This window comes from Streptomyces chartreusis (genome assembly GCF_008704715.1).
Lineage (GTDB): Bacteria > Actinomycetota > Actinomycetes > Streptomycetales > Streptomycetaceae > Streptomyces > Streptomyces chartreusis.
Window position 1 is genome coordinate 2,858,106 of sequence record NZ_CP023689.1, and the last position, 21,954, is coordinate 2,880,059.

Annotated in this window: 18 protein-coding genes; 8 read left to right on the forward strand and 10 right to left on the reverse strand. The window is 70.2% G+C overall.

Translation table 11 applies throughout. The features are described 5' to 3' along the window. Positions 1-241 precede the first annotated feature (241 nt). From CP983_RS11865 to thyX, 3 genes are all read right to left on the reverse strand, one after another. On the reverse strand, positions 242-1,927 hold the full coding sequence (locus CP983_RS11865) for a ribonuclease J (RefSeq protein ID WP_125526530.1): 1,686 nt from the start codon (positions 1,925-1,927) through the stop codon (positions 242-244). Between the two features lie 157 nt (positions 1,928-2,084). Continuing rightward, on the reverse strand, positions 2,085-2,984 hold the full coding sequence (gene dapA, locus CP983_RS11870) for a 4-hydroxy-tetrahydrodipicolinate synthase (RefSeq protein ID WP_030956132.1): 900 nt from the start codon (positions 2,982-2,984) through the stop codon (positions 2,085-2,087). Positions 2,985-3,184: 200 nt separating this feature from the next. Then, complete coding sequence (thyX, locus tag CP983_RS11875) at positions 3,185-3,925, reverse strand: FAD-dependent thymidylate synthase (protein ID WP_150499574.1); 741 nt, start codon at positions 3,923-3,925, stop codon at positions 3,185-3,187. A gap of 210 nt (positions 3,926-4,135) precedes the next feature. Here thyX and CP983_RS11880 point away from each other — a divergent pair, with 210 nt between their 5' ends. Then, positions 4,136-4,372 carry a hypothetical protein gene (locus CP983_RS11880; protein ID WP_107902161.1) on the forward strand — a complete coding sequence of 79 codons (237 nt, stop codon included), beginning with the start codon at positions 4,136-4,138 and terminating at the stop codon, positions 4,370-4,372. Between the two features lie 90 nt (positions 4,373-4,462). Beyond that, entirely contained in the window at positions 4,463-5,017 is a 555-nt protein-coding gene (locus CP983_RS11885; RefSeq protein ID WP_107902163.1) for a PH domain-containing protein, read from the forward strand. A gap of 82 nt (positions 5,018-5,099) precedes the next feature. On the opposite strand, the gene CP983_RS11890 is transcribed toward CP983_RS11885, so the two are convergent. From CP983_RS11890 to eccD, 6 genes are all read right to left on the reverse strand, one after another. Further along, positions 5,100-5,552 carry a tetratricopeptide repeat protein gene (locus CP983_RS11890; protein WP_125526528.1) on the reverse strand — a complete coding sequence of 151 codons (453 nt, stop codon included), beginning with the start codon at positions 5,550-5,552 and terminating at the stop codon, positions 5,100-5,102. Further along, positions 5,552-6,304 (reverse strand): 4-hydroxy-tetrahydrodipicolinate reductase, encoded by a 753-nt coding sequence (gene dapB / locus CP983_RS11895; protein WP_125526527.1) that lies wholly within the window; start codon positions 6,302-6,304, stop codon positions 5,552-5,554. Before dapB ends, CP983_RS11890 begins: the two co-directional genes overlap by 1 nt. A gap of 36 nt (positions 6,305-6,340) precedes the next feature. Continuing rightward, on the reverse strand, positions 6,341-7,720 hold the full coding sequence (locus tag CP983_RS11900; RefSeq protein WP_107902169.1) for a M16 family metallopeptidase: 1,380 nt from the start codon (positions 7,718-7,720) through the stop codon (positions 6,341-6,343). After that, a complete protein-coding gene (locus tag CP983_RS11905) occupies positions 7,717-9,945 on the reverse strand; it encodes a polyribonucleotide nucleotidyltransferase (RefSeq protein ID WP_107902171.1) in 2,229 nt (742 codons plus the stop codon). Before CP983_RS11905 ends, CP983_RS11900 begins: the two co-directional genes overlap by 4 nt. Before the next feature lie 336 nt (positions 9,946-10,281). Next, entirely contained in the window at positions 10,282-10,569 is a 288-nt protein-coding gene (gene rpsO, locus CP983_RS11910; protein WP_020138875.1) for a 30S ribosomal protein S15, read from the reverse strand. A gap of 199 nt (positions 10,570-10,768) precedes the next feature. Further along, entirely contained in the window at positions 10,769-12,226 is a 1,458-nt protein-coding gene (gene eccD / locus CP983_RS11915; RefSeq protein ID WP_150499575.1) for a type VII secretion integral membrane protein EccD, read from the reverse strand. Between the two features lie 274 nt (positions 12,227-12,500). Here eccD and eccCa point away from each other — a divergent pair, with 274 nt between their 5' ends. The 6 genes from eccCa (at position 12,501) to CP983_RS11945 (ending at position 21,243) form a co-directional block, all read left to right on the forward strand. Further along, complete coding sequence (gene eccCa / locus CP983_RS11920; RefSeq protein ID WP_150499576.1) at positions 12,501-16,445, forward strand: type VII secretion protein EccCa; 3,945 nt, start codon at positions 12,501-12,503, stop codon at positions 16,443-16,445. A 154-nt stretch (positions 16,446-16,599) separates the two neighbouring features. Then, the gene (locus CP983_RS11925; RefSeq protein ID WP_126899460.1) at positions 16,600-16,983 is read left to right on the forward strand and encodes a hypothetical protein; all 384 of its coding nucleotides are present in this window, start codon (positions 16,600-16,602) and stop codon (positions 16,981-16,983) included. 85 nt (positions 16,984-17,068) lie between these two features. Beyond that, positions 17,069-17,386: a DUF397 domain-containing protein gene (locus CP983_RS11930; protein ID WP_107902181.1), complete on the forward strand. Its 318-nt coding sequence runs from the start codon at positions 17,069-17,071 to the stop codon at positions 17,384-17,386. A 111-nt stretch (positions 17,387-17,497) separates the two neighbouring features. Beyond that, positions 17,498-19,435: an ATP-binding protein gene (locus CP983_RS11935; protein WP_150499577.1), complete on the forward strand. Its 1,938-nt coding sequence runs from the start codon at positions 17,498-17,500 to the stop codon at positions 19,433-19,435. Between the two features lie 106 nt (positions 19,436-19,541). Then, a complete protein-coding gene (locus CP983_RS11940; protein ID WP_150499578.1) occupies positions 19,542-20,864 on the forward strand; it encodes an SUKH-4 family immunity protein in 1,323 nt (440 codons plus the stop codon). Between the two features lie 70 nt (positions 20,865-20,934). After that, entirely contained in the window at positions 20,935-21,243 is a 309-nt protein-coding gene (locus CP983_RS11945) for a hypothetical protein (RefSeq protein ID WP_030949654.1), read from the forward strand. Between the two features lie 71 nt (positions 21,244-21,314). Here the strand turns inward: CP983_RS11945 and CP983_RS11950 are convergent, their stop codons facing one another. Beyond that, positions 21,315-21,746 carry a hypothetical protein gene (locus CP983_RS11950; RefSeq protein WP_150499579.1) on the reverse strand — a complete coding sequence of 144 codons (432 nt, stop codon included), beginning with the start codon at positions 21,744-21,746 and terminating at the stop codon, positions 21,315-21,317. Positions 21,747-21,954: the final 208 nt, after the last annotated feature.

Below are 21,954 nucleotides of genomic sequence, written 5' to 3' on the forward strand. Positions count from 1 at the left end.
CTTTCCGATCCGATTTCCTCGGCGCTTTCCAGGTTCCCGCTTTCGCGTTTCCCTTTCCGGCGGTTCCAACTTTATCAGAGATTCTGAGTCGGAATTTCCACCGTCTCCGGGGACTGGTTCCGACGCACGAAGCGGTCGGGTTCCCGGTCAGGCGGAGCCGTAAACGTACTGGAGCGGGGCGCCCCGATGCAAATCGAGGCGCCCCGCTCCAGGTTCACGCAGTCGAACGTCCGACGGACCGTCAGACCTCCACCACCACAGGCAGGATCATCGGCCTGCGCCGGTAGGTGTCGGAGACCCACTTGCCCAGGGTGCGCCGCACCAGCTGCTGCAGCTGGTGGGGCTCGACCACGCCGTCCTGGGCCGACCGCTCCAGCACCTCCGTGATCTTCGGGATGACATCCCCGAAGGCGGAGTCCTCGATGCCGGAACCGCGGGCCTGGATGTGCGGGCCGCCCGTGATCTTGCCGGTGGACGAGTCCACCACCACGAAGACCGAGATGATGCCCTCGTCGCCGAGGATCTTGCGGTCCTTGAGCGCCGGCTCGCCCACGTCGCCGACCGAGAGGCCGTCGACGTACACGTATCCGGCCTGGACCTTGCCGGCGATCTTGGCCTTGCCCTCGATGAGGTCGACGACGACGCCGTCCTCGGCGATGACGATGCGGTCGTGCGGGACGCCGGTGAGGGCGCCCAGTTCGGCGTTGGCCCGCAGGTGGCGCCATTCGCCGTGCACCGGCATCAGGTTCTTCGGTCGGCAGATGTTGTAGAAGTACAGCAGCTCGCCGGCCGAGGCGTGGCCCGAGACGTGGACCTTGGCGTTGCCCTTGTGGACGACGTTCGCGCCCCAGCGGGTCAGGCCGTTGATCACGCGGTAGACCGCGTTCTCGTTGCCGGGGATGAGGGACGACGCCAGGATCACCGTGTCGCCGTCGACGATGCGGATCTGGTGGTCGCGGTTGGCCATCCTCGACAGGGCCGCCATCGGCTCGCCCTGGGAGCCCGTGCAGACCAGGACCACTTCGCTGTCCGGGAGGTCGTCGAGGGTCTTGACGTCCACCACCAGGCCCGGCGGGACCTTCAGGTAGCCCAGATCGCGTGCGATGCCCATGTTGCGGACCATCGAGCGGCCGACGAAGGCGACCCGGCGGCCGTACTCGTGGGCCGCGTCCAGGATCTGCTGGATGCGGTGGATGTGGCTGGCGAAGCTGGCCACGATGATCCGCTTGCGGGCACCCGCGAACACCTGGCGCAGGACGTTGGAGATGTCGCGCTCGGGCGGGACGAACCCCGGGACCTCGGCGTTCGTGGAGTCCGAGAGAAGGAGGTCGATGCCCTCTTCGCTCAGTCGTGCGAACGCGTGCAGATCTGTCAGACGGTTGTCCAGCGGGAGCTGGTCCATCTTGAAGTCGCCGGTGTGGACCACCATGCCCGCGGGCGTGCGAATGGCCACGGCCAGGGCGTCCGGGATGGAGTGGTTGACCGCGACGAACTCGCAGTCGAAGGGACCGATGCGCTCGCGGTTACCCTCCGCCACCTCCAGGGTGTAGGGGCGGATGCGGTGCTCCTGGAGCTTGGCCTCGATCAGGGCGAGGGTCAGCTTGGAGCCGATCAGCGGGATGTCCGGCTTCTCGCGGAGCAGGAAGGGGACGCCGCCGATGTGGTCCTCGTGACCGTGCGTGAGGACGATGCCCTCGATGTCGTCGAGGCGGTCCCTGATGGACGAGAAGTCCGGCAGGATCAGGTCGATTCCGGGCTGCTCCTCCTCGGGGAAGAGCACTCCGCAGTCGACGATCAGCAGACGGCCGCCGTACTCGAAGACCGTCATGTTGCGGCCGATCTCGCCGAGGCCGCCGAGCGGGGTGACCCGCAGGCCGCCTTCGGGGAGCGGCGGGGGCGGGGCAAGTTCAGGATGCGGATGACTCAAAAGACTCTCCTCACCACACGCGCCACGTACCGGTCGGGCACGTGGCGCGCGTGACGTTCGTGCAGAAGCAGTTGTCGTTGTGTGTAGTGCGCAGGCACCGGTGGCCCGCTTATTCAGTTGTGGAGTCTGCTGCGCGGCCGGCGCGCGAAGTCTGGTGTTAGAGCTGTACCCCGCCGGCGGCAAGATCGATCTTGAGCTGCTCGATCTCCTCGGGCGAGCACTCCGCCATGGGGGCGCGCAGCGGCCCGGCGGGCAGGCCCTGGAGGGCAAGCGCGGCCTTCGTCGTCATGACGCCCTGGGTGCGGAACATGCCGGTGTAGACCGGGAGCAGCTTCTGGTGGATCTCCGTGGCCTTCTGGACGTCGCCGGAGACGTGCGCGTCGACGAGCGCGCGCAGGTCGGGGGTGACGAGGTGGCCGACGACCGAGACGAAGCCGACCGCGCCCACGGAGAGCAGCGGCAGGTTCAGCATGTCGTCGCCGGAGTACCAGGCGAGGCCGGAGCGGGCGATGGCCCAGCTGGCTCGGCCGAGGTCACCCTTCGCGTCCTTGTTGGCGACGATGCGCGGGTGCTCGGCCAGGCGGACGATCGTCTCGGTGTTGATCGGGACGCCGCTGCGGCCAGGGATGTCGTAGAGCATGACCGGCAGCTCGGTGCTGTCGGCGATGGCCTTGAAGTGCCGGTACAGGCCCTCCTGCGGGGGCTTGTTGTAGTACGGCGTGACGACCAGCAGGCCGTGTGCGCCCACCTGCTGGGCGGTGCGGGCTAGCTCCAGGCTGTGGTGGGTGTCGTTGGTGCCGACTCCGGCCACCACGTGGGCACGGTCGCCGACGGCCTCCACGACCGCTCGTACGAGGTCGGCTTTCTCCGCGTCGCTGGTGGTGGGGGACTCGCCGGTGGTGCCGTTGATGATCAGGCCGTCGTTGCCTGCGTCCACCAGGTGCGCGGCGAGCCGCTGTGCGCCGTCGATGTCGAGTGCGCCGTCCGCCGTGAAGGGCGTGATCATGGCGGTGAGGACCCGCCCGAAGGGGGTCTGCGGAGTGGAGGTCGGAGCCATGGGTTACACGCTACTCGTTGCGCACGGCCGGGTCTGCCCTAGGGGGGTGCGGGTAAGTCCGGACAAATATGGAGCCCGGCACTGCCTGCTCGGGGGTTCAAGCAGTGCCGGGTCCGTTTGATCAGGCTAGATGAACTTCTCTAAATGCCGCAATACGGACACTTCATGAGGCTGACGCCTGCGGCCGTGCCCGGGTCGCGTTACGGCGCCATGCGGCCGTTCGCATTGAAGGCGGCGTACGTCAGCGGCATGAGCCTGGCCCACTCCGCCTCCATCTTCTCGCCGACCATCTCGATCTCCCGCTGCGGGAAGGACGGGACCTTGGCCAGCTCGTGCTGGGTGCGCAGGCCGAGGAAGTGCATCAGCGAGCGGGCGTTGCAGGTGGCGTACATCGAGGAGAACAGGCCGACCGGGAGGACGGCGCGGGCCACCTCGCGGGCGACGCCGGCGGCGAGCATCTCCTGGTAGGCCTCGTAGGCCTGCCGGTAGGAGTCCTCCATGGTGCGGCCGACCAGCTCCTGCTGGGCCTGGGTGCCCTCCACGAAGACGTACTTGCCCGGGCGGCCCTCCTGGACCAGCTTGCGGGAGGCGTCGGGGACGTAGAAAACGGGCTGGAGCTCCCTGTACCGGCCGCTTTCCTCGTTGTACGACCAGCCCACGCGGTGCCGCATGAACTCGCGGAAGACGAAGATCGGGGCGCTGATGAAGAAGGTCATCGAGTTGTGCTCGAAGGGGCTGCCGTGCCGGTCCCGCATCAGGTAGTTGATCAGGCCCTTGGAGCGCTCCGGGTCCTTGTTGAGCTCCTCCAGGGACTGCTCGCCGGCGGTGGAGACACGGGCGGCCCACAGCACGTCGGAGTCGGCCGCGCTGTGCTTGACCAGCTCGACGGAGACATCGCTGCGGAAGCTGGGCTTGAGGTCGTCTGCGGGGGTGTCGGTCACGGCTCGGGGGGTCCTTCCATCACTTCTGCGGGGCGGCGCCCACTCTACGGGGCGGCACTGACAACGGGGCGTTCGGTGCCGGGTCGCGACATACGTCCGCGAACGGCCGCGAATTTCTGTGAATTCGGTGAAACCGGGCACCTTTTGGGGCTCTCGCTCGTCTGTGTTGATGACGGTCACCCATACGATCCCGAGAGGAGAAGACTCCCGATGTTCCGTCGGCGCGAGTCCGTACCCTTCGCCTTCCTCGCCGAAGCCGACCGATTCCGCAGCAATGTCGCTCCCCCGCCCCGTGAGCGGGCGTCCGCCGGTCAGATGGCCGGCCGCTGGCTGCTGGGGCTCACCATCGTCGCAGGCCTTGTGGGCTCGCTGGTGGTCGGCATGCCGGCCCTGTCGACCGACACCGGCTCACCGACCCAGCAGTCCCAGGCGTCCCAGGGGCGCTGACCCCTTCGGACCCCCAAGGGTGGTGAGCGGGGACTCGGATAGATAGCCTCACCGGGCACAGCCCATGCATGGATTGAGTGAGGACCAGCCGTGCCCCTGCCCTTCCTGACGGCCGATCGCGCGTTCGAGGCAGCCGACGATGTCGCGCTGCCCTTCGACGACCACGAGCGCTGGCGGCGGCCCTACCGCCCCGGCCCGTGGCGGGTGGGCGCGGCCGCGCTGTGGCTGCTGCTCGCCTCGTACGTGCTGTTCGCGGCCGTCATCATCGCCCTGACCGGCACGCTCCCCGGCGCCGCTGCCGTCTTCGGCATCGCGCTCGCCATCATCGCCGGCGCGCTGCGGCTGCTGCGCATGGGCGTGTGGGTCAGCTCGCGCGGGCTGCGGCAGGTGAAGTTCCTCGTCACGCGGACGGTGCCCTGGGAGCAGGTCGCCGCGGTGCGCACGGTGCAGCAGCCGGTGCGCTGGCTGGGACTGCCGCGCACCGTGCAGGGCCAGGCGCTGATGCTCGTACGGCGTGGTCGCTCGGCGGACGACGTGCCGATGCTGATGACCACGCACAACGCCGACTTCCTCGCCCGGGTCGCGGCGTTCGAGCGGGCCACCGACTCGATCGAGGCGTGGGCCGCGGAGAACTCGCGCGGCTGACCTCGCGAAGCACGCGAAGGGGCCGGTCCGCAGCTGCGGACCGGCCCCTTCGGCATACGGCCAGGTCAAACGTTTCGGCCGGTCAGGCCTCGATGGTCCTGCCGTCGTGCAGGGCGATCGCGCGCTGCATCGCCTTGCGGGCGCGCGGGGTGTCGCGCGCGTCGTGGTAGGCGACCGCGAGGCGGAACCAGCTGCGCCAGTCGTCCGGCGCCTCCTCCGTCTCGGCCTTGCGCCTGGCGAAGACCTCGTCGGCCGAGTCGCGGTCGATGCGCCCGCCGGGCGTGCGCTTCAGCTCGTCGACGGGCAGGCCGCCCTCGGCGTCGAGCTGGGCGGCCAGCGCGTTGGCCCGGCGGACGAACTGGGTGTTCTTCCACAGGAACCACAGACCGATGACCGGCAGGATCAGCACCGCCACCCCGAAGGTGACGGTGAGGACCGTGCCGGACTGGATGAGCATCACGCCACGGCTGCCGACCAGGACGAAGTAGACGACCAGGACGGCGGCCGTTATGGCGTAGGACAGCTTTGCGCGCATCAGCCCAGGTCCAGGAAGTGTTCCAGGCCGAAGGTGAGGCCCGGAGTGGTCACCACGCGGCGGGCGCCGAGCAGGATGCCCGGCATGAAGCTGCTGTGGTGGAGGGAGTCGTGGCGGATGGTGAGGGTCTCGCCCTCGCCGCCGAGGAGGACCTCCTGGTGGGCCAGCAGGCCGCGCAGGCGGACGGAGTGGACGGGGACGCCGTCGACGTCCGCGCCACGGGCGCCGTCCAGGGCCGTCTCCGTGGCGTCCGGCGCCGGGGCGGTGCCGGCGGCGCGGCGGGCCTCGGCGATGAGCTGGGCCGTGCGCGTGGCCGTACCGCTCGGGGCGTCGACCTTCTTCGGGTGGTGCAGTTCGACGACCTCGACCGACTCGAAGTAGGGCGCGGCGATCTGCGCGAACTTCATGTTCAGGACGGCCCCGATGGAGAAGTTCGGCGCGATGAGCACGCCGGTCTCCGGGGAGGCGGCCAGCCAGCCGTTCAGCTGCGCGAGGCGCTCGTCGGTCCAGCCCGTGGTGCCGACGACCGCGTGGATGCCGTGGTTCACGCAGTAGTCGAGGTTGGCCATGACCGAGTCGGGCGTGGTCAGTTCGACGGCCACCTGGGCGCCCGTCTCCGCGAGGGACTCCAGCTTGTCGCCCCGGCCGAGGGCGGCGACCAGCTCCATGTCCTCGGCGGCCTCGACCGCCCGTACCGCCTCGGAGCCGATCCGGCCCTTGGCGCCGAGGACCGCCACGCGCAGCTTGCTCATCTCTTGTGCTTCCTTCAGCAGAGGGTTGTCGGGCTGTCAGGCCACGGCGTCGTTCAGCCGGGACGCCTGCTTGTCCTTCAGCGGGCCGATGACCGACAGCGAGGGCCGCCGGCCCAGGATGTCGCGGGCGACCGAGCGGACGTCGTCCGGGGTCACCGCCGCGATCCGGGTCAGCATGTCGTCGACGGACATCTGCTCGCCCCAGCACAGCTCACTCTTGCCGATGCGGTTCATGAGCGCACCGGTGTCCTCCAGGCCGAGGACGGTGGAGCCGCGGAGCTGGCCGATGGCGCGGTCGATCTCGTCGTCGGACAGGCCGTGTTCGGCGACGTGGTCGAGTTCGTCGCGGCAGATCTTCAGCACGTCGTGGACCTGGGAGGGCCGGCAGCCCGCGTACACGCCGAACAGGCCGCAGTCGGCGAAGCCCGAGGTGTACGAGTAGACGCTGTAGGCCAGGCCGCGCTTCTCGCGGACCTCCTGAAACAGGCGGGACGACATGCCGCCGCCCAGGGCCGTGTTCAGCACACCCAGCGCCCAGCGGCGGTCGTCCGTACGGGCCAGGCCCGGCATGCCGAGGACGACGTGGGCCTGCTCGGTCTTGCGGCCGAGGAGCTCGACGCGGCCCGCGGTGCGCAGGGCACGGCTGCCGCCCCGCGCGGCGATGGGGGCCGCGTCGCCGTTCTTGAAGGCACCCGCCTTCTCGAAGGCCGCGCGGACCTGCCGTACGACCTTGTTGTGGTCGATGTTGCCGGCGGCCGCCACGACCAGGTGCGTCGGATCGTAGTGCTTCTTGTAGAAGCGGCGGATGCGGTCGGCGGTGAGGGCGTTGACGGTGTCGACGGTGCCGAGGACCGGGCGGCCGAGGGGGTTGTCGCCGAACATGGTGTGCGCGAACAGGTCGTGCACGCAGTCGCCCGGGTCGTCCTCGGTCATGGCGATCTCTTCGAGGATCGCGCCCCGCTCGACGTTGACGTCGTCCTCGAGGATGAGCGAGCCGGTCAGCATGTCGCAGACGACGTCGATGGCGAGCGGCAGGTCGGTGTCGAGCACACGCGCGTAGTAGCAGGTGTACTCCTTCGCCGTGAACGCGTTCATCTCGCCGCCGACGGCGTCGATGGCGGCGGAGATGTCCAGGGCGGACCTGCGGGTGGTGCCCTTGAAGAGCAGGTGCTCCAGATAGTGCGTGGCGCCGTTCAGGGCCGGCGTCTCGTCGCGGGAGCCGACGTGCGCCCAGATGCCGAAGGTCGCGGAGCGGACCGAGGGCAGGGTCTCGGTGACGATGCGCAGGCCGCCCGGGAGGGTGGTCTTGCGGACGGTGCCGATGCCGTTCTCGCCCTTGATCAGGGTTTGGGTACGGGCGACGGCCCGCGCCTCCGAGGAGGTGCGGGCCGTCGTCGTGGAGCTACTCGACGTCACTTGTCGGAGTCGTCCTTCTTGTCCTCGGAGGCGTCGGCCCCTTCCTCGCCCTCGATCACGGGGACGAGGGAGAGCTTGCCGCGGGAGTCGATCTCGGCGATCTCGACCTGGACCTTCTGGCCCACGCCGAGGACGTCCTCGACGTTCTCCACGCGCTTGCCGCCGGCGAGCTTGCGGATCTGCGAGATGTGCAGCAGACCGTCCTTGCCCGGGAGCAGCGACACGAACGCACCGAAGGTGGTCGTCTTGACGACCGTGCCCAGGTAGCGCTCGCCGACCTCCGGCATGGTCGGGTTGGCGATGCCGTTGATCGTGGTGCGGGCGGCCTCGGCGGCCGGGCCGTCGGCGGCACCGATGTAGATGGTGCCGTCGTCCTCGATCGTGATCTCGGCGCCGGTGTCCTCCTGGATCTGGTTGATCATCTTGCCCTTGGGGCCGATGACCTCACCGATCTTGTCGACCGGGATCTTCACGGTGATGATCCGCGGCGCGTTCGGGGACATCTCGTCCGGCGTGTCGATCGCTTCCATCATCACGTCGAGGATGTGGAGGCGGGCGTCACGGGCCTGCTTGAGGGCCGCGGCCAGGACGGAGGCCGGGATGCCGTCCAGCTTGGTGTCGAGCTGGAGGGCGGTCACGAACTCCTTGGTGCCGGCGACCTTGAAGTCCATGTCGCCGAAGGCGTCCTCCGCACCGAGGATGTCGGTGAGGGTGACGTAGTGGGTCTCGCCCTCGATGTCCTGGGAGATCAGGCCCATGGCGATACCGGCGACGGGGGCCTTCAGCGGCACACCGGCGTTCAGCAGCGACATGGTGGAGGCGCAGACCGAGCCCATGGACGTCGAGCCGTTGGAGCTCAGCGCCTCGGAGACCTGGCGGATCGCGTAGGGGAACTCCTCGCGCGTCGGCAGGACCGGGACCAGGGCGCGCTCGGCGAGGGCGCCGTGGCCGATCTCGCGGCGCTTCGGGGAGCCGACGCGGCCGGTCTCGCCGGTGGAGTACGGCGGGAAGTTGTAGTTGTGCATGTAGCGCTTGCGCGTCACCGGCGACAGCGTGTCCAGCTGCTGCTCCATGCGGAGCATGTTCAGGGTGGTGACGCCCAGGATCTGGGTCTCGCCACGCTCGAACACGGCGGAACCGTGGACCCGCGGGATGGCCTCGACCTCGGCGGCGAGCGTACGGATGTCCGTCACGCCACGGCCGTCGATGCGCTTCTTCTCCTTGATCACGCGCTCGCGAACGAGCTGCTTGGTCAGGGAGCGGTACGCGGCGGAGATCTCCTTCTCGCGGCCCTCGAACTCCGGCAGGAGCTTCTCGGCGGCGAGCGCCTTGACGCGGTCCAGCTCGGACTCGCGCTCCTGCTTGCCGGCGATGGTCAGCGCGGAGGCGAGCTCCGGCTTGACGGCGGAGGTCAGGGCCTCGAGGACGTCGTCCTGGTAGTCCAGGAAGATCGGGAACTCGCCGGTCGGCTTGGCGGCCTTCGCGGCAAGGTCGGCCTGGGCCTTGCAGAGCACCTTGATGAAGGGCTTCGCGGCGTCCAGACCGGCGGCGACGACCTCCTCGGTCGGGGCCTCGGCGCCACCCTGGACCAGCTTGATGGTGCCCTCGGTGGCCTCGGCCTCGACCATCATGATCGCGACGTCGCCGTCCTCCAGGGTGCGGCCCGCGACGACCATGTCGAAGACGGCGTCCTCGAGCTCGGTGTGCGTCGGGAAGGCGACCCACTGGCCGCGGATCAGCGCGACGCGGACGCCGCCGATCGGGCCGGAGAAGGGCAGGCCGGCCAGCTGCGTGGACGCGGACGCGGCGTTGATCGCCACGACGTCGTACAGGTGGTCGGGGTTGAGCGCCATGATCGTGGCGACGACCTGGATCTCGTTGCGCAGGCCCTTCTTGAAGGACGGGCGCAGCGGGCGGTCGATGAGGCGGCAGGTGAGGATGGCGTCCTCGGAGGGGCGGCCCTCACGGCGGAAGAAGCTGCCGGGGATCTTGCCGGCGGCGTACATCCGCTCCTCGACGTCCACCGTCAGGGGGAAGAAGTCGAGCTGGTCCTTGGGGTTCTTGGAGGCGGTGGTGGCCGACAGCACCATGGTGTCGTCGTCCAGGTACGCCACGGCGGAGCCGGCGGCCTGCTTGGCCAGGCGGCCCGTCTCGAAGCGGATGGTGCGGGTGCCGAAGGAGCCGTTGTCGATGACGGCCTCGGCGTAGTGGGTCTCGTTCTCCACTAGCGTTTTCTCCGTTACTTGTCGTCTTTTGTCCCGTCGCTGCCCGTGTGGCAGGGGGACGGTGGCGGAGAAGCGCTCCGTGCGGTGCGGGCCGGTCTTCGATCGAAGCACCCGGGGCTCGCTCCCCCGGGGGCCACTACCGAGGACCGGCGGCGGCTAGGCGCGCTTCTCCTCTGTTCGTACTCGTCGTGCTGTGTCGTCCGTACTGCGTTGTGCTACCACACTACAAAGCGTGTGTGACACTCCGCATGTTTCCGCACGCACGGTTGACTTTCCGTACGTACGGCAAAGGGAGCGGCTCCCGATCGTTCCGGGAACCGCTCCCCTCATGGCGTCTTACTTGGCGCCCGCCGCACCGCGGCGGATGCCGAGGCGGTCGACCAGCGTACGGAAGCGCTGGATGTCCTTCTTCGCCAGGTACTGGAGAAGGCGGCGACGCTGACCGACGAGGATCAGCAGACCACGACGGGAGTGGTGGTCGTGCTTGTGCGTCTTGAGGTGCTCGGTCAGGTCCGAGATACGGCGCGAGAGCATCGCGACCTGGACCTCGGGGGAGCCGGTGTCGCCCTCCTTGGTACCGAACTCGGTGATGATCTGCTTCTTCGTAGCGGCGTCGAGCGACACGCGTACTCCTCGTGAGTCTTCTGTTGCCACCGAGTGCCCCTGGTCTGCTTCTCAGGGGGGCTTCCGTGACTCGGGTGGCGGGGATCCGCTGGGCGCTTCCCCCAGGTGAACCGGAGGCGCGTACACAAACGGCCGTCACACAGCGTACCAGCACGCGGGCACGCTCCTGACCGGCGGTGCCCCGGGGCACCGCCGGGGTTCAGATGCCGCCGCGGACCTTGCCGTAGACGTCGAGGACGGCCAGGCAGATCGGGATGAGGGAGAGCAGGACCAGGGAGTCGGCGAGGTCCAGCATGCGGCCCCAGAAGGGGGACAGACCCTTCTGGGGCACGATCAGCGCGATCGCGATCAGCAGCAGCACACCGGCCCCGACGGAGGCGCCGAGCCAGAGGGTGCGTACGTCGACCGGGCCGGAGTCGCCGCGGAGCAGGTCCATGATGACGTCGGCCGGCGGCGAGATCGCGAGGCCGAGGACCAGCAGGGCGAGCGTGACCACGCCGGCCACGAAGAGGCAGGTGACCTGCGCGGTGTAGCGGAACAGGCGGGCCCGCAGCATCGCTGCGAGGCCGGTGCACAGGGCCAGCAGCTGGGCCCAGCCGTTGTCGCTGAAGCCGAGCACCGCGCCGCCGGCGCCGATGATCACCGCGGCGCAGCCGCCGACGAGGCCGAGCAGCAGCTCGTGACCGCGACTGGTCTGGGCGACGATGCGCTGGACGTCGACGGCCTCGAGGTCGCCCTCCTGGCCGTCGCGACGCGCGCGGGCCAGCTCCTCCGGGTTGCGGAAGCCGATCGGCAGCTTGGCGAACCGGGACGACCAGCCGGGCAGGAAGCCGACGACCGCCAGCGCGACGACCGAGGTGCCGGCGGCGATCTCCCGCGGCTCCGCCTCGGTGAGCACCCCGCAGAACACGGCGAGCGTGCCGATCGCGGAGGCCAGTGCGGCGGCGACGAAGGGGGCGTCGCCCTGCGGCAGCAGCATGATCAGTACGACGGAGAGAAGCAGTACGGCGACACAGCCGACGAGGAACTGGATCCTGCCGGGGCCCTCGCCCGCGTCCTGGGGAATGGCGCCGGAGCCCGCGATGAGCGCGTGCGGCAGCGCCGAGATCCCGAGCGCGACGGCGGAGCCGCGGTCGTCGTACACCCGGGCCCGCACGCCGGCCAGTGCCGTCAGGGCGAGCGCGGTCACGCCGGCCAGGATGCCCTGGAGGCCGTGCATGTCGTGGCGTACCGGGTCCGCGAACCAGAAGACGAAGCCGAGCATGACCAGCAGGAGCGAACCGGCGACGAGGCCGGCCACCCGCATCAGGTTGTCGTTCCAGCTGCGGGTGTCCTGCTTGACCGCGGCGGCGATGGCGTCGACGACGTCGTCGTGCACGGCCGGCGGCAGCGAGTCGGCGAAGGTGCGCAGCAGCAGCACCTCGCCGTCCCTGACCCGGTGCTCCAGCAACGAACGGCTCGCGTCGAGTACTTGGCCCTCGCGGGTCACGAGGTGGTAACCGGCGGGACTGGTGTCCGACTGGACCAGGCCCGAGAGTCTGACGATCTCGGGAAAGAGGTCCTGGACCGGCAGGTCCTCCGGCAGCGCCACATCGACGCGACTGTCCGGCGCTGCGATGGTGATTCGGCAGAAACCTGTCGAAGTCCCCGTGCTCACCTGGTGTTCCCCCTGCTAGACAAGGCTCTTCGCACCGCTCCTACGGCGCGGGTCGCCACCCTATCCGCTGCCACCCCCGCGACAGGACCTACCTCCCGCATTCCTCCCAGGACCTGCGCCGCATCTCCATCCGCCTCCCTCCCTCGGGCACCCGGCGCATCAGTAGGATCGACCTCTACGCGAACGACGCCTACGCGAACGAACAATCACGTCGCGGTACACGGGGGCGTCGGTGCCAAGACGTACGTATCAATCGCGAAGGATGAGTGCATCGGTGAGCGTCGTCATCATCAAGCGGCCACCGCGGATAGTGCCGCCAGCCGTCCCGGACGGCGAGGTCAAACTGGAGACGCCCCCCGAGATCCCTCGCGAGGGCGACGAGAGCATGCTCATGAACCTGCTGCCCATGATGGGCATGCTGGGTTCGGTCGGCTTCTTCTTCATGCCCAACCTGCCCTCCTATATGAGGGTGGTCGGCGGGCTGATGCTGGCCTCGACGCTGGCCATGGCCATCGCCCAGTTCGCCAAGTCCCGGCAGGGCGGCGGCGCGGGGATGACCCAGGACCGGCGTGACTACTTCCGCTACCTGGAGCAGGTCCGCAAGGACGTGCACAAGACCGCGGAACTCCAGCGGCAGAGCCAGCTCTTCCAGCACCCCGACCCGGAGCAGCTGTGGGCGGTGGCCGCCGACGGCAAGCGGCTGTGGGAGCGGCGGCCGACGGACGCGGACTTCGCCTCCGTGCGGATCGGGCGCGGTGTGCAGCAGCTCAACACCCCGCTCGTCGCACCGGAGACGGCTCCCAAGGAGGAGCTGGAGCCGCTGACCGCGGCCGCCATGAAGGCGTTCCTCGACGCGCACGGCAGCCTGTCCGACCTGCCGGTCGCCATCTCGCTGCGTGCCTTCTACCACGTGACGATCTGCGGCGAGTCGGACACGGTCTACGCCAACGCGCGCGCGAGCCTGTCCCAGCTGGCGACGCTGCACTCGCCCGAGGACATGATGATCGCGGTGGTGGCGCACCCCTCCGCGGCGGCGGACTGGGACTGGATCAAGTGGCTGCCGCACAGCCAGCACCCGAAGGCCAAGGACGGGGCGGGCTCGTCCCGTCTCCTCTTCGACGACCTCGGGGAGCTGGAGGAGGCGCTGGCGGACCAGCTGGGCGACCGGCCCCGCTGGAACCGTGAGGCCAACCCGGTCTACGACCAGCCGCACCTGATCGTGGTGCTCGACGGCGGCACCGTGCCGCCGGACTCCGAACTCGCCAGCAGCGAGGGCCTCCAGGGCGTGACGTTCCTGGAGATCTCGCCCGGTCCGCTGGAGGAGGAGCTGCGCGCGGGTCTGACGGTCTACGCGAAGCCGGACCGGATGCGGCTGTTCGTCGGCCACGAGTCGGCGTACACCGGCAGGCCCGATGTCCTCAACCAGGCGCAGGCCGAGTCCCTCGCGCGGCAGCTGGCCCCCTTCCGGGTCGGTTCCGCGGAGGAGGGCGAACCGCTGCTGTCCAACCTGGACTTCACGGACCTGATGGGCATCGGCGACGCGGGCACGGTCGACGTCTCCCGCACCTGGCGGCCGCGCACGCTGCACGAGCGGCTGCGGGTGCCGATCGGTGTCGGCGAGAACGGCGAGCCGGTCATGCTGGACCTCAAGGAGGCCTCGCAGGAGGGCATGGGCCCGCACGGCCTGTGCGTCGGCGCCACCGGTTCCGGCAAGTCCGAGGTGCTGCGTACGCTCGTGCTCGGTCTCGCGGTGACGCACTCCTCGGAGACGCTGAACTTCATCCTCGCGGACTTCAAGGGTGGTGCGACCTTCGCCGGCATGGCGGACATGCCGCACACCGCGGCCGTGATCACCAACCTCGCCGACGACCTCACCCTCGTCGACCGCATGCGTGACTCGATCATGGGTGAGACGCAGCGCCGCCAGGAGCTGCTGCGCTCGGCCGGCAACTACGCCAACCTGCACGACTACGAGAAGGCCCGGGCGGCGGGTGCCGCGCTGGAGCCGATGGCCTCGCTGGTGATCGTGCTCGACGAGTTCTCCGAACTCCTCACGGCCAAGCCGGACTTCATCGACATGTTCATCCAGATCGGCCGTATCGGCCGTTCGCTGGGTGTGCACCTGCTGCTGGCCTCGCAGCGCCTGGAGGAGGGCAAGCTGCGCGGTCTGGACACCTACCTGTCGTACCGGATCGGTCTGCGGACCTTCTCCGCCGCCGAGTCCCGTACGGCGATCGGTGTCCCGGACGCCTACCACCTGCCGTCGATCCCCGGTTCCGGTTATCTGCGCTACGACACCGACACCATGGTCCGCTTCAAGGCGGCGTACGTGTCGGGGGCGTACCACGGCGAGGGTCCGTCCCGGGTGCACCGCTCGACGCAGCTGCGGCCCGCGCTGTTCTCGGCGGAGCACGTGGAGCTGCCGCCGCAGCCGGTGATCGAGGAGCCGGAGCCCGACAACCGGGTGGACGACGCGCTCGCGGACACCGTCCTGGACGTGCTTGTCAGCCGCATGATCAACCAGGGTCCGCCGGCGCACCAGGTGTGGCTGCCCCCGCTGGAGGAGGCGCCGTCGCTGGAGCAGCTGCTCCCGCAGCTCGCCGTCACCCCGGAGCGCGGCCTGACCGCGCCCGACTACACCGCGCTCGGCCGGCTCAATGTGCCGGTCGGTCTGGTCGACAAGCCGTTCGAGCAGCGGCGTGACGTGCTGTACCGGGACTTCGCTGGCGGTGCGGGCCACGGTCTGTTCGTCGGTGGTCCGCAGTCCGGCAAGTCGACGCTGCTGCGTACGCTCATCTCGTCGTTCGCGCTCACCCACACGCCGTCCGAAGTGCAGTTCTACTGCCTGGACTTCGGTGGTGGCTCGCTGATCTCGATGGAGGAGCTGGCGCACGTCGGCGGTGTCGCGAACCGTCTCGACGCCGAGAAGGTGCGCCGTACGGTCAGCGAGGTCGAGGGGATCCTCAACGCGCGTGAGGAGTACTTCCGCGAGCACAACGTCGACTCGGTCACGACCTACCGGCAGCGCCGGGCCGCGGGCCAGCTGCCCGACCAGGTCTGGGGTGACGTCTTCCTCGTCATCGACGGCTGGGCCACGTTCAAGACCGACTACGAGATGCTGGAGGCGACCGTCACGGAGATCGCGACCCGCGGTCTCGGCTTCGGCGTGCACGTGATCCTGTCGGCGAGCCGCTACACCGAGGTGCGGCCGGCGCTCAAGGACATGCTCCAGAACCGCATCGAGCTCCGGCTCGGTGACCCGACGGAGTCGGAGATCGACCGCAAGGTCGCGCAGAACGTCCCCGCGACCGTGCCGGGCCGTGGTCTGACGCAGGAGAAGCTGCACTTCATGACGGCGCTGCCGCGTGTCGACGGCTCCTCGGCGACGGAGGACCTGTCCGAGGCGACGTCGATCCTCATCGGCGGCATCAACGAGAACTGGCAGGGCAACCACGCCCCGGCCGTGCGGCTGCTGCCCACGATGCTGCCGGTGGACCGGCTGCCCAAGGGCTTCGAGCACCCGGAGCGCGGTGTCGCCGTCGGTATCGACGAGTCGTCGCTCTCGCCGGTCTTCGTCGACTTCGAGACCGACCCGCTCTTCATCGTGTTCGGTGAGAGCGAGTCCGGTAAGTCCGCGATCCTGCGGCTGCTGGTCAAGCAGATCACCGAGCGCTACACGCCGGACCAGGCGAAGATCGTCATGGGTGACTACCGGCGTGCCCACCTGGAGGGCGTGCCCGACTCGCACCTGTCGCGGTACTGCGCCTCGGCGCCCGCGCTCACGGAGACGCTGGAGGGCCTGGCCGGCTCGATGCACCGCCGGATGCCCGGCCCGGACGTCACGCCGGAGCAGCTACGCAACCGCAGTTGGTACAGCAGCCCGGACGCGTTCGTCATCGTCGACGACTACGACCTGGTGGCGACCGGCGTGAACCCGCTGGCGCCGCTGCTCGAGTACCTGCCGTTCGCCCGTGACATCGGTCTGCGCGTCATCATCGCCCGTGCCTCGGGCGGTGCGAGCCGCTCGCTGTACGAGCCGGTGATGCAGCGCATGCGCGAGCTCGGCGCCCAGGGTGTGGTGCTCTCCGGCGACCGGTCCGAGGGCCAGCTGCTGGGCAACATCACGGGAACTCAACTGCCGCCCGGCCGTGGCTACTTCCACACGCGCCGGCGTGGTGGCCAGCTGATCCAGACGGGATGGCTGCCGAACCGGTTCTGAAGGACGCTCGGTCGAGCCGGAGGGGCGGTACCCGCGTGGGGTGCCGCCCCTCTCCCGTCGCCGGTGGGGGCTGGGGCTCGCGCGGGCACCCCGGTTAAGGTGGCCGTGCGACAGAAATGACGAGCCACGGGGGGCAGTTGTGCCGTCGGACTACATGGATTCCGATCCCGAGGTCCTCAAGACCGAGGGCTTCCACATGTTCAACGTCGGCCTGGACTTCGGCAAGGCCGTGACAGCCCTGCAGACCGGGCTGACCGCGCTCGAGAAGGGCGACACCCCGCCGTGGGGCGACGACGACATCGGCGAGAAGTTCGGCGTCGTCTACGAGGGCCTGCGCGACGGCATGTACGAGTCGATGGCCAGCCTCGCGGAACGTCTCGCCGGGATGGGCGTCGCCTTCACCAAGATGGGTGTGGCCCACGAGCTGAACGAGGCCGAGCAGGACGCCATCTGGAAAGAGACCACGGCCCAGTACGACGGCCAGGTCCAGGTACCGACCGGGGTCGCACACGCGAGGCTGCGGCCGCACGACCTCTGATCCGCGACGGGCACGTGCGGGGCGACCGACGTCAGTAGGGTGAGACCCGTACGTCGTTCGCACGTCAGGGAAGAGGCCCAGCGGCATGACCGAGGCAAGCAACAACGAGGTCGGGACTCAGGCCGAGGACATCAAGGCGCGCAAGGAGCGGGAGCGCGACGAGCTGTACGCCCTCGACATCTCCGGTGTCGAGTGGATCTGCGCGCCCGGCACCGAGCAGCACGAGGAGCGCGTCGAGATCGCGTACCTGCCCGAGGGCGCGGTGGCCATGCGTTCCTCCCTCGACCCCGGCACCGTGCTGCGGTACACCGAGGCGGAGTGGCGGGCGTTCGTACTCGGCGCACGGGACGGGGAGTTCGACCTGGAGGCGTCGCCTCGGGGTGGTGGGGTGGCGGCCGAGTAGAGCGCCGCCGTCCGGCAGCGGGCAGGGTCCTCCACCTGCCCGCCGGACCTGCTCGACGCCTAAGATCAGGGTCGTATCGAACGCGTCCGCGACGGCGGAGGACGGGGACCCATGACCGGCTCGACCGAGGAATACGCACCACACCCCCACATAGGCGGCCGCGCCGCCGCGCTGCGCGCGCTGAGCGCATGGCGTGGATCCGCGCCGGGCGCTCCGCGCGTGGTGGTGCTCACCGGCGGTTCGGGCAGCGGGCGTTCGAGGCTGCTCACCGGGTTCCTGATGCTGTGCGATCCGGAGTACCGCAAGCGGCTGCCGCTGGACGAGATGGATCCGTCGACGGTGCCGCCGGAACTGCCCGCGCCCGCGGTACCGACCGCCGAAGGACTCACCGCCGCACAGCTGCTCTGGCTGCTCGCCGACCACTACCAGCTCGACGCCGGCAGCACCGAGGACGTGTTCACGGAACTGGCGGCGCTCGCCGAGCCGGTGACCGTCGTCGTCCCGGATGTCGACCGTGCCGGCCCGGTGCGGGCCACCGATGAGCCAGCCCGGGTCGTCCGGGAGGTCCTGGCTCCGCTGGCCGCCACCGGGACGGTCCGGCTGCTGACCGAGGTGCCGCGTCCGCTGGTCGCCGAGCTGACCTCGCAGCTGCCGTCCGGCACCGTGCGGGTCATCGATCTCGACGAGCCGGAGTGGGCCGACCCCGAGGGCCTGGTGCTGCACGCGCAGGCCGCGCTGAACCCGGAGTTCGGCGCACCGGAGCTGCCGTTCACCGTGGATCCCGCCGTACGTCTCGCTCTGGGCGCGGCGATCGGACGCAGGGCCGGAAGCCCGCTGGTCGTCCAGCTCGCCGTCAACGGCATCCTGATGGCTCCGGAGGGCTTCGACCCGGCCGACGAGAGGCATCTGCCGACCTCCGTCGGCGAGGCGCTGGACCTGCACGCAGGGCGGCTGGGCGCCGACCCGCAGACGCTGAGGCTCCTGCTGGCGCCGCTGGCCCTGGCCGAGTCCGACGGCATGCCCGTCGGCCTGTGGGCGAGGCTGGTCAGCGCGGTCGCCGGGCGGGACATGAGCCAGGCCCTCGCGGACGGGATGCTCCTCGCCGGGCCCTTCGTGCAGCCGAGGGAAGAGGAGGCGGCGGACACGGAGGACGGCCCGCGTATGTCGCTGGGGCTGCTGCACCCGGCCGTCGGTGACGAGATCCGCGCCGGGCTGCCCAGCGTCCGCGCCGCTCAGACGCAGGTCGCGATGGCGCTGCTGGAGGCCGTGCCCGAGCAGGACTGGAGCAAGGCCGACCCGTACGTCCGCGACCAAATCGCCGGCCACACCCTGGAAGCCGGTCTGCTCCCCCAACTGCTCACGGACCCCGGTCTGTTCGTGCACGCCGACCCGGTGCCGCTGCGCGCGGCCGTCGAGGCGGTACCGGCGGCGGAGCTGGGCGCTCCGGCCCGGACGTATCTGCGTACGGCTCCTGTGCTGACCCGGACCCAGCCGCCCGCGCTGCTGCGCGCCGCGCTGCTGGAGACGGCGTTCGTCGAGGACGGCCTGCCCGAGTACGCCGACGCGATCCACCAGCGGCTCGGCCTCGAACTGCCGTGGCGGACGCTGTGGAGCCTGCCCGTGCCCGGCATCAGCGCCGTGACGGTCGGCAGCCTGCCCCAGCCCGACGGTACGGCGACTCCAGTGGCCGTACTGGTGGTCCCGGCCGGCACGCCCGGGGCGCGGCCGGTCGGTGGCCCCGGGGAGGAGTCCCGTGCCGCGGTGCTCGTCCATGGCCTCGTAGGACCCGGTGACCTCGGTGACGTCGACCCGGCGCTGATCGTCCGTCCCTCCGAGGAGCAGCGTGCCGCGGCCCCGCTGGGCCTGAGCCGGGGCGCCGACTACCTGCGTGTCTGGGCCAGGGCCGACCAGGAGGTCGTGGCCGCGCTCATTTCCGACACTCCCTTCACCGCCGCCGACCTCTCCCCCGACGGGATCCTGCTCCTCGCGACCGAGCGCGGGGCGAAGGCCCTCCGCATCCGCGCGGCGGACCCGGGGATAGCCTCGTAGACGCGTACGACGGCCGGACCGACACCGTGCCACGGGCGCCCCACCCGACCCACACCACCCATATGACTCGCACCACCAGCGACCGACCCCTCCGAAGGAGCCTCCCGTGACCAGCCAGGAGCAGGCGCTCGCCATCGCCGACCGTTGGCTCAACCCGGAAGGCTCGGCGCAGCCGCACCGCGAGGTCCGGATGCAGGAGTTCGACCTGGGCTGGGTCGTGTGGGCCGCGCCGGCGGAGCCCGAGCGTGACCCGGAGACCGGGGAGCGGCGGCCGCCGGCCGAGATCGGCAACGCCTGCGGGGTCGTGGACCGCCGTACCGGCGAGCTCACGATCTGGCCTTCGGTGCCGGTCGACGAGGTCGTCCAGACGTACCTGCGGAAGCACGGCGACCCGGGTCAGGGCGCGTCGGGAGAGACCCGGCCGGTCACCGGGCCCGGCAACACCGCCGTCTTCACGTACACCGACCCGGCGAACGGCGAGGAGACGACCCTCTTCCGCAACTCCGGCCCCGGCCTCGCCCCTTCCGAGTACCAGGCGTGGGCCGACCTGCGACGGATGAACGTCCCCGTCGAAAGCGTCACCGCCATTCACACGGACCTGAGTCCCAGCCTCCTCCCCGGCGGCTACACGGCCGAGCTCCTCAACACCTTCCCCAACGCGCAGCTGTCCTGCTCGCAGAGCTACGGGGCCCGCCCCGAGGTACGCGCCGAGGGCATCGAGGCGCTGGTCGAGCAGGTCGACACGATGCACCGGATCGCAGGCCGGCAGCCGCCGCCCCGCCCGCACCGGGCGCCGGTGCCCGCGCAGGTGACGCCCGCGGAGCCGATGGACGACGAGGCCCTCGGCCGGTATCTGACCGAGGTCTTCGGCGAGGACGGCGTACGTCGCTTCGACGCCGAGGCCGTCGCGGGCAGCACGCTGCCGGAGACCACAGCCGCCACGCTCGCCGGGGCCGGGCTCCCCGCCGACCTCCCGCTCTTCTTCACCGCGGACCGGCCCGAGGCGCCGCCTGCCGGTGGCCTGTTCACCGACGTCGCCACGAATCTGCGGGAGCGGCGCAGCCCCGCCGGCGAGGAGAAGATCGCCGTCCTGGCGCACCTCGCCCGGATCGGCTTCGACGGCGTCGCGGTCATCGCGGTGCAGTGCCGGCCCGGCGCGGGGCAGCCGGACGGGCTCGGCGCGCTGTGGGCCGTGGATCCGGTGACCGCCGCCTCCCGCTACGTCAACGTCTCGGCCGCCGCCTTCGCCCGCTCCCTGGCGCTGCTCGCGGACGCACGGCAGCGGATGCGCGGCCTCGACCCGGTCGCGGCGGGCGGCGAAGTGGCCGCGCTGCAGGAGCGGTTGGTGGCCGTCGACGCCTCCGCGCTCGCGAGTGCGGACACCTGGTGGTCGCTGATCGTCGAGCAGATGTGGCACGGGCTGTTCTGACCCGCCCCGGGCTCAGCACCGCGAAGATCCCGCCGAGAGATCCAGACCCAGCCGACTAGGAGCGCAGCACGTGACTTCGGACAACCCGGCCCCGCCGACCACCGCCGAGCAGGCCCTCGCCATCGTGCGCGGCCGGTACGCGCAGCCCAAGCTGCCGGACGGCACTCCGGCCGAGCTGCGCGTCGAGGAGTTCGACATCGGGTACCTGGTGTACGCCGTGTTCCCGCCGGTCACGGACGCGGCCGGCCGACCGCAGCCCGCCCCGCCCGGCGGCAGCAAGATCGTGGTCGCCAAGGACACCGGCGAGACCGTCACCGTCCCCAACTACCCGACCCAGACGGCCATCGCGCTGTACCGCAAGCAGCGCCAGGCTCAGTGAGCCGTACGCGGTTCGGTACGGGTTACGGAGTTACGGGATTACTGGGTTCGTGGGTTCCTCGGTTACGGGGATCAGTACAGCGAGAAACCGCCGCTGTGCCGGCCGCCCTGGCCGTTCTTCCCGTCCTGGGAGGACTGATCCTGCCGGCCCTTCGGATCTGCGGACCCTGAGGACGGGCCACCGCTCCCCGGCGTCTCCCCGTGCCTGACCTGGTCGCGCTCCTCCTCCGAGAGCGACTCCCACTGACCGCGCAGCGACGCCATGCCACCGCCGAGGGCGCGTGCCACCGCGGGGTCGTCAAGGGCGTCGCGCAGCGCGAGGCGGCCGGAGAGCATCCGCTTGGCGGCCTCCTGCATGTCCTTGCTGACGCCGTCGGTCTCGGTCAGCTTGCGCAGGGCGGAGTTCAGCGAACGGATCTGGGCCGGTTCGAGGGCCTCGTCCAGCACACCGCGCTCCTGCGAAGGGCCGTGCGGGTTCGATGAGTTATCGGGTTGCCTGGCCATGTCGCTTCTCCTCGCTGCTCCTGCCCGAACTCGACATCCGCAGTATCTCCCGTCACGCGCGGGTGACGCGCGCCGCCCGCCCTCGGACTTGATCGGCTCCAGCCGACCCCCGTGACGACCCGGTCGGCCGCAGAAGGTAGCGTGCGCCCGGTCAACTTCATGTTGATCTTGTTCCCGCTCATACAAAATTCAGTCAATTACGGGGTTC

What these genes read in the sequence shown, in the direction of transcription:
- CP983_RS11935 (WP_150499577.1), top strand. Translation starts at nt 17,498, where the DNA reads ATGACCGGCTCGACCGAGGAATACGCACCACACCCCCACATAGGCGGC.
- CP983_RS11950 (WP_150499579.1), bottom strand. Translation starts at nt 21,746, where the DNA reads ATGGCCAGGCAACCCGATAACTCATCGAACCCGCACGGCCCTTCGCAG.
- dapB (WP_125526527.1), bottom strand. Translation starts at nt 6,304, where the DNA reads ATGAGCAAGCTGCGCGTGGCGGTCCTCGGCGCCAAGGGCCGGATCGGC.
- CP983_RS11890 (WP_125526528.1), bottom strand. Translation starts at nt 5,552, where the DNA reads ATGCGCGCAAAGCTGTCCTACGCCATAACGGCCGCCGTCCTGGTCGTC.
- CP983_RS11930 (WP_107902181.1), top strand. Translation starts at nt 17,069, where the DNA reads ATGACCGAGGCAAGCAACAACGAGGTCGGGACTCAGGCCGAGGACATC.
- CP983_RS11880 (WP_107902161.1), top strand. Translation starts at nt 4,136, where the DNA reads ATGTTCCGTCGGCGCGAGTCCGTACCCTTCGCCTTCCTCGCCGAAGCC.
- CP983_RS11925 (WP_126899460.1), top strand. Translation starts at nt 16,600, where the DNA reads ATGGATTCCGATCCCGAGGTCCTCAAGACCGAGGGCTTCCACATGTTC.
- dapA (WP_030956132.1), bottom strand. Translation starts at nt 2,984, where the DNA reads ATGGCTCCGACCTCCACTCCGCAGACCCCCTTCGGGCGGGTCCTCACC.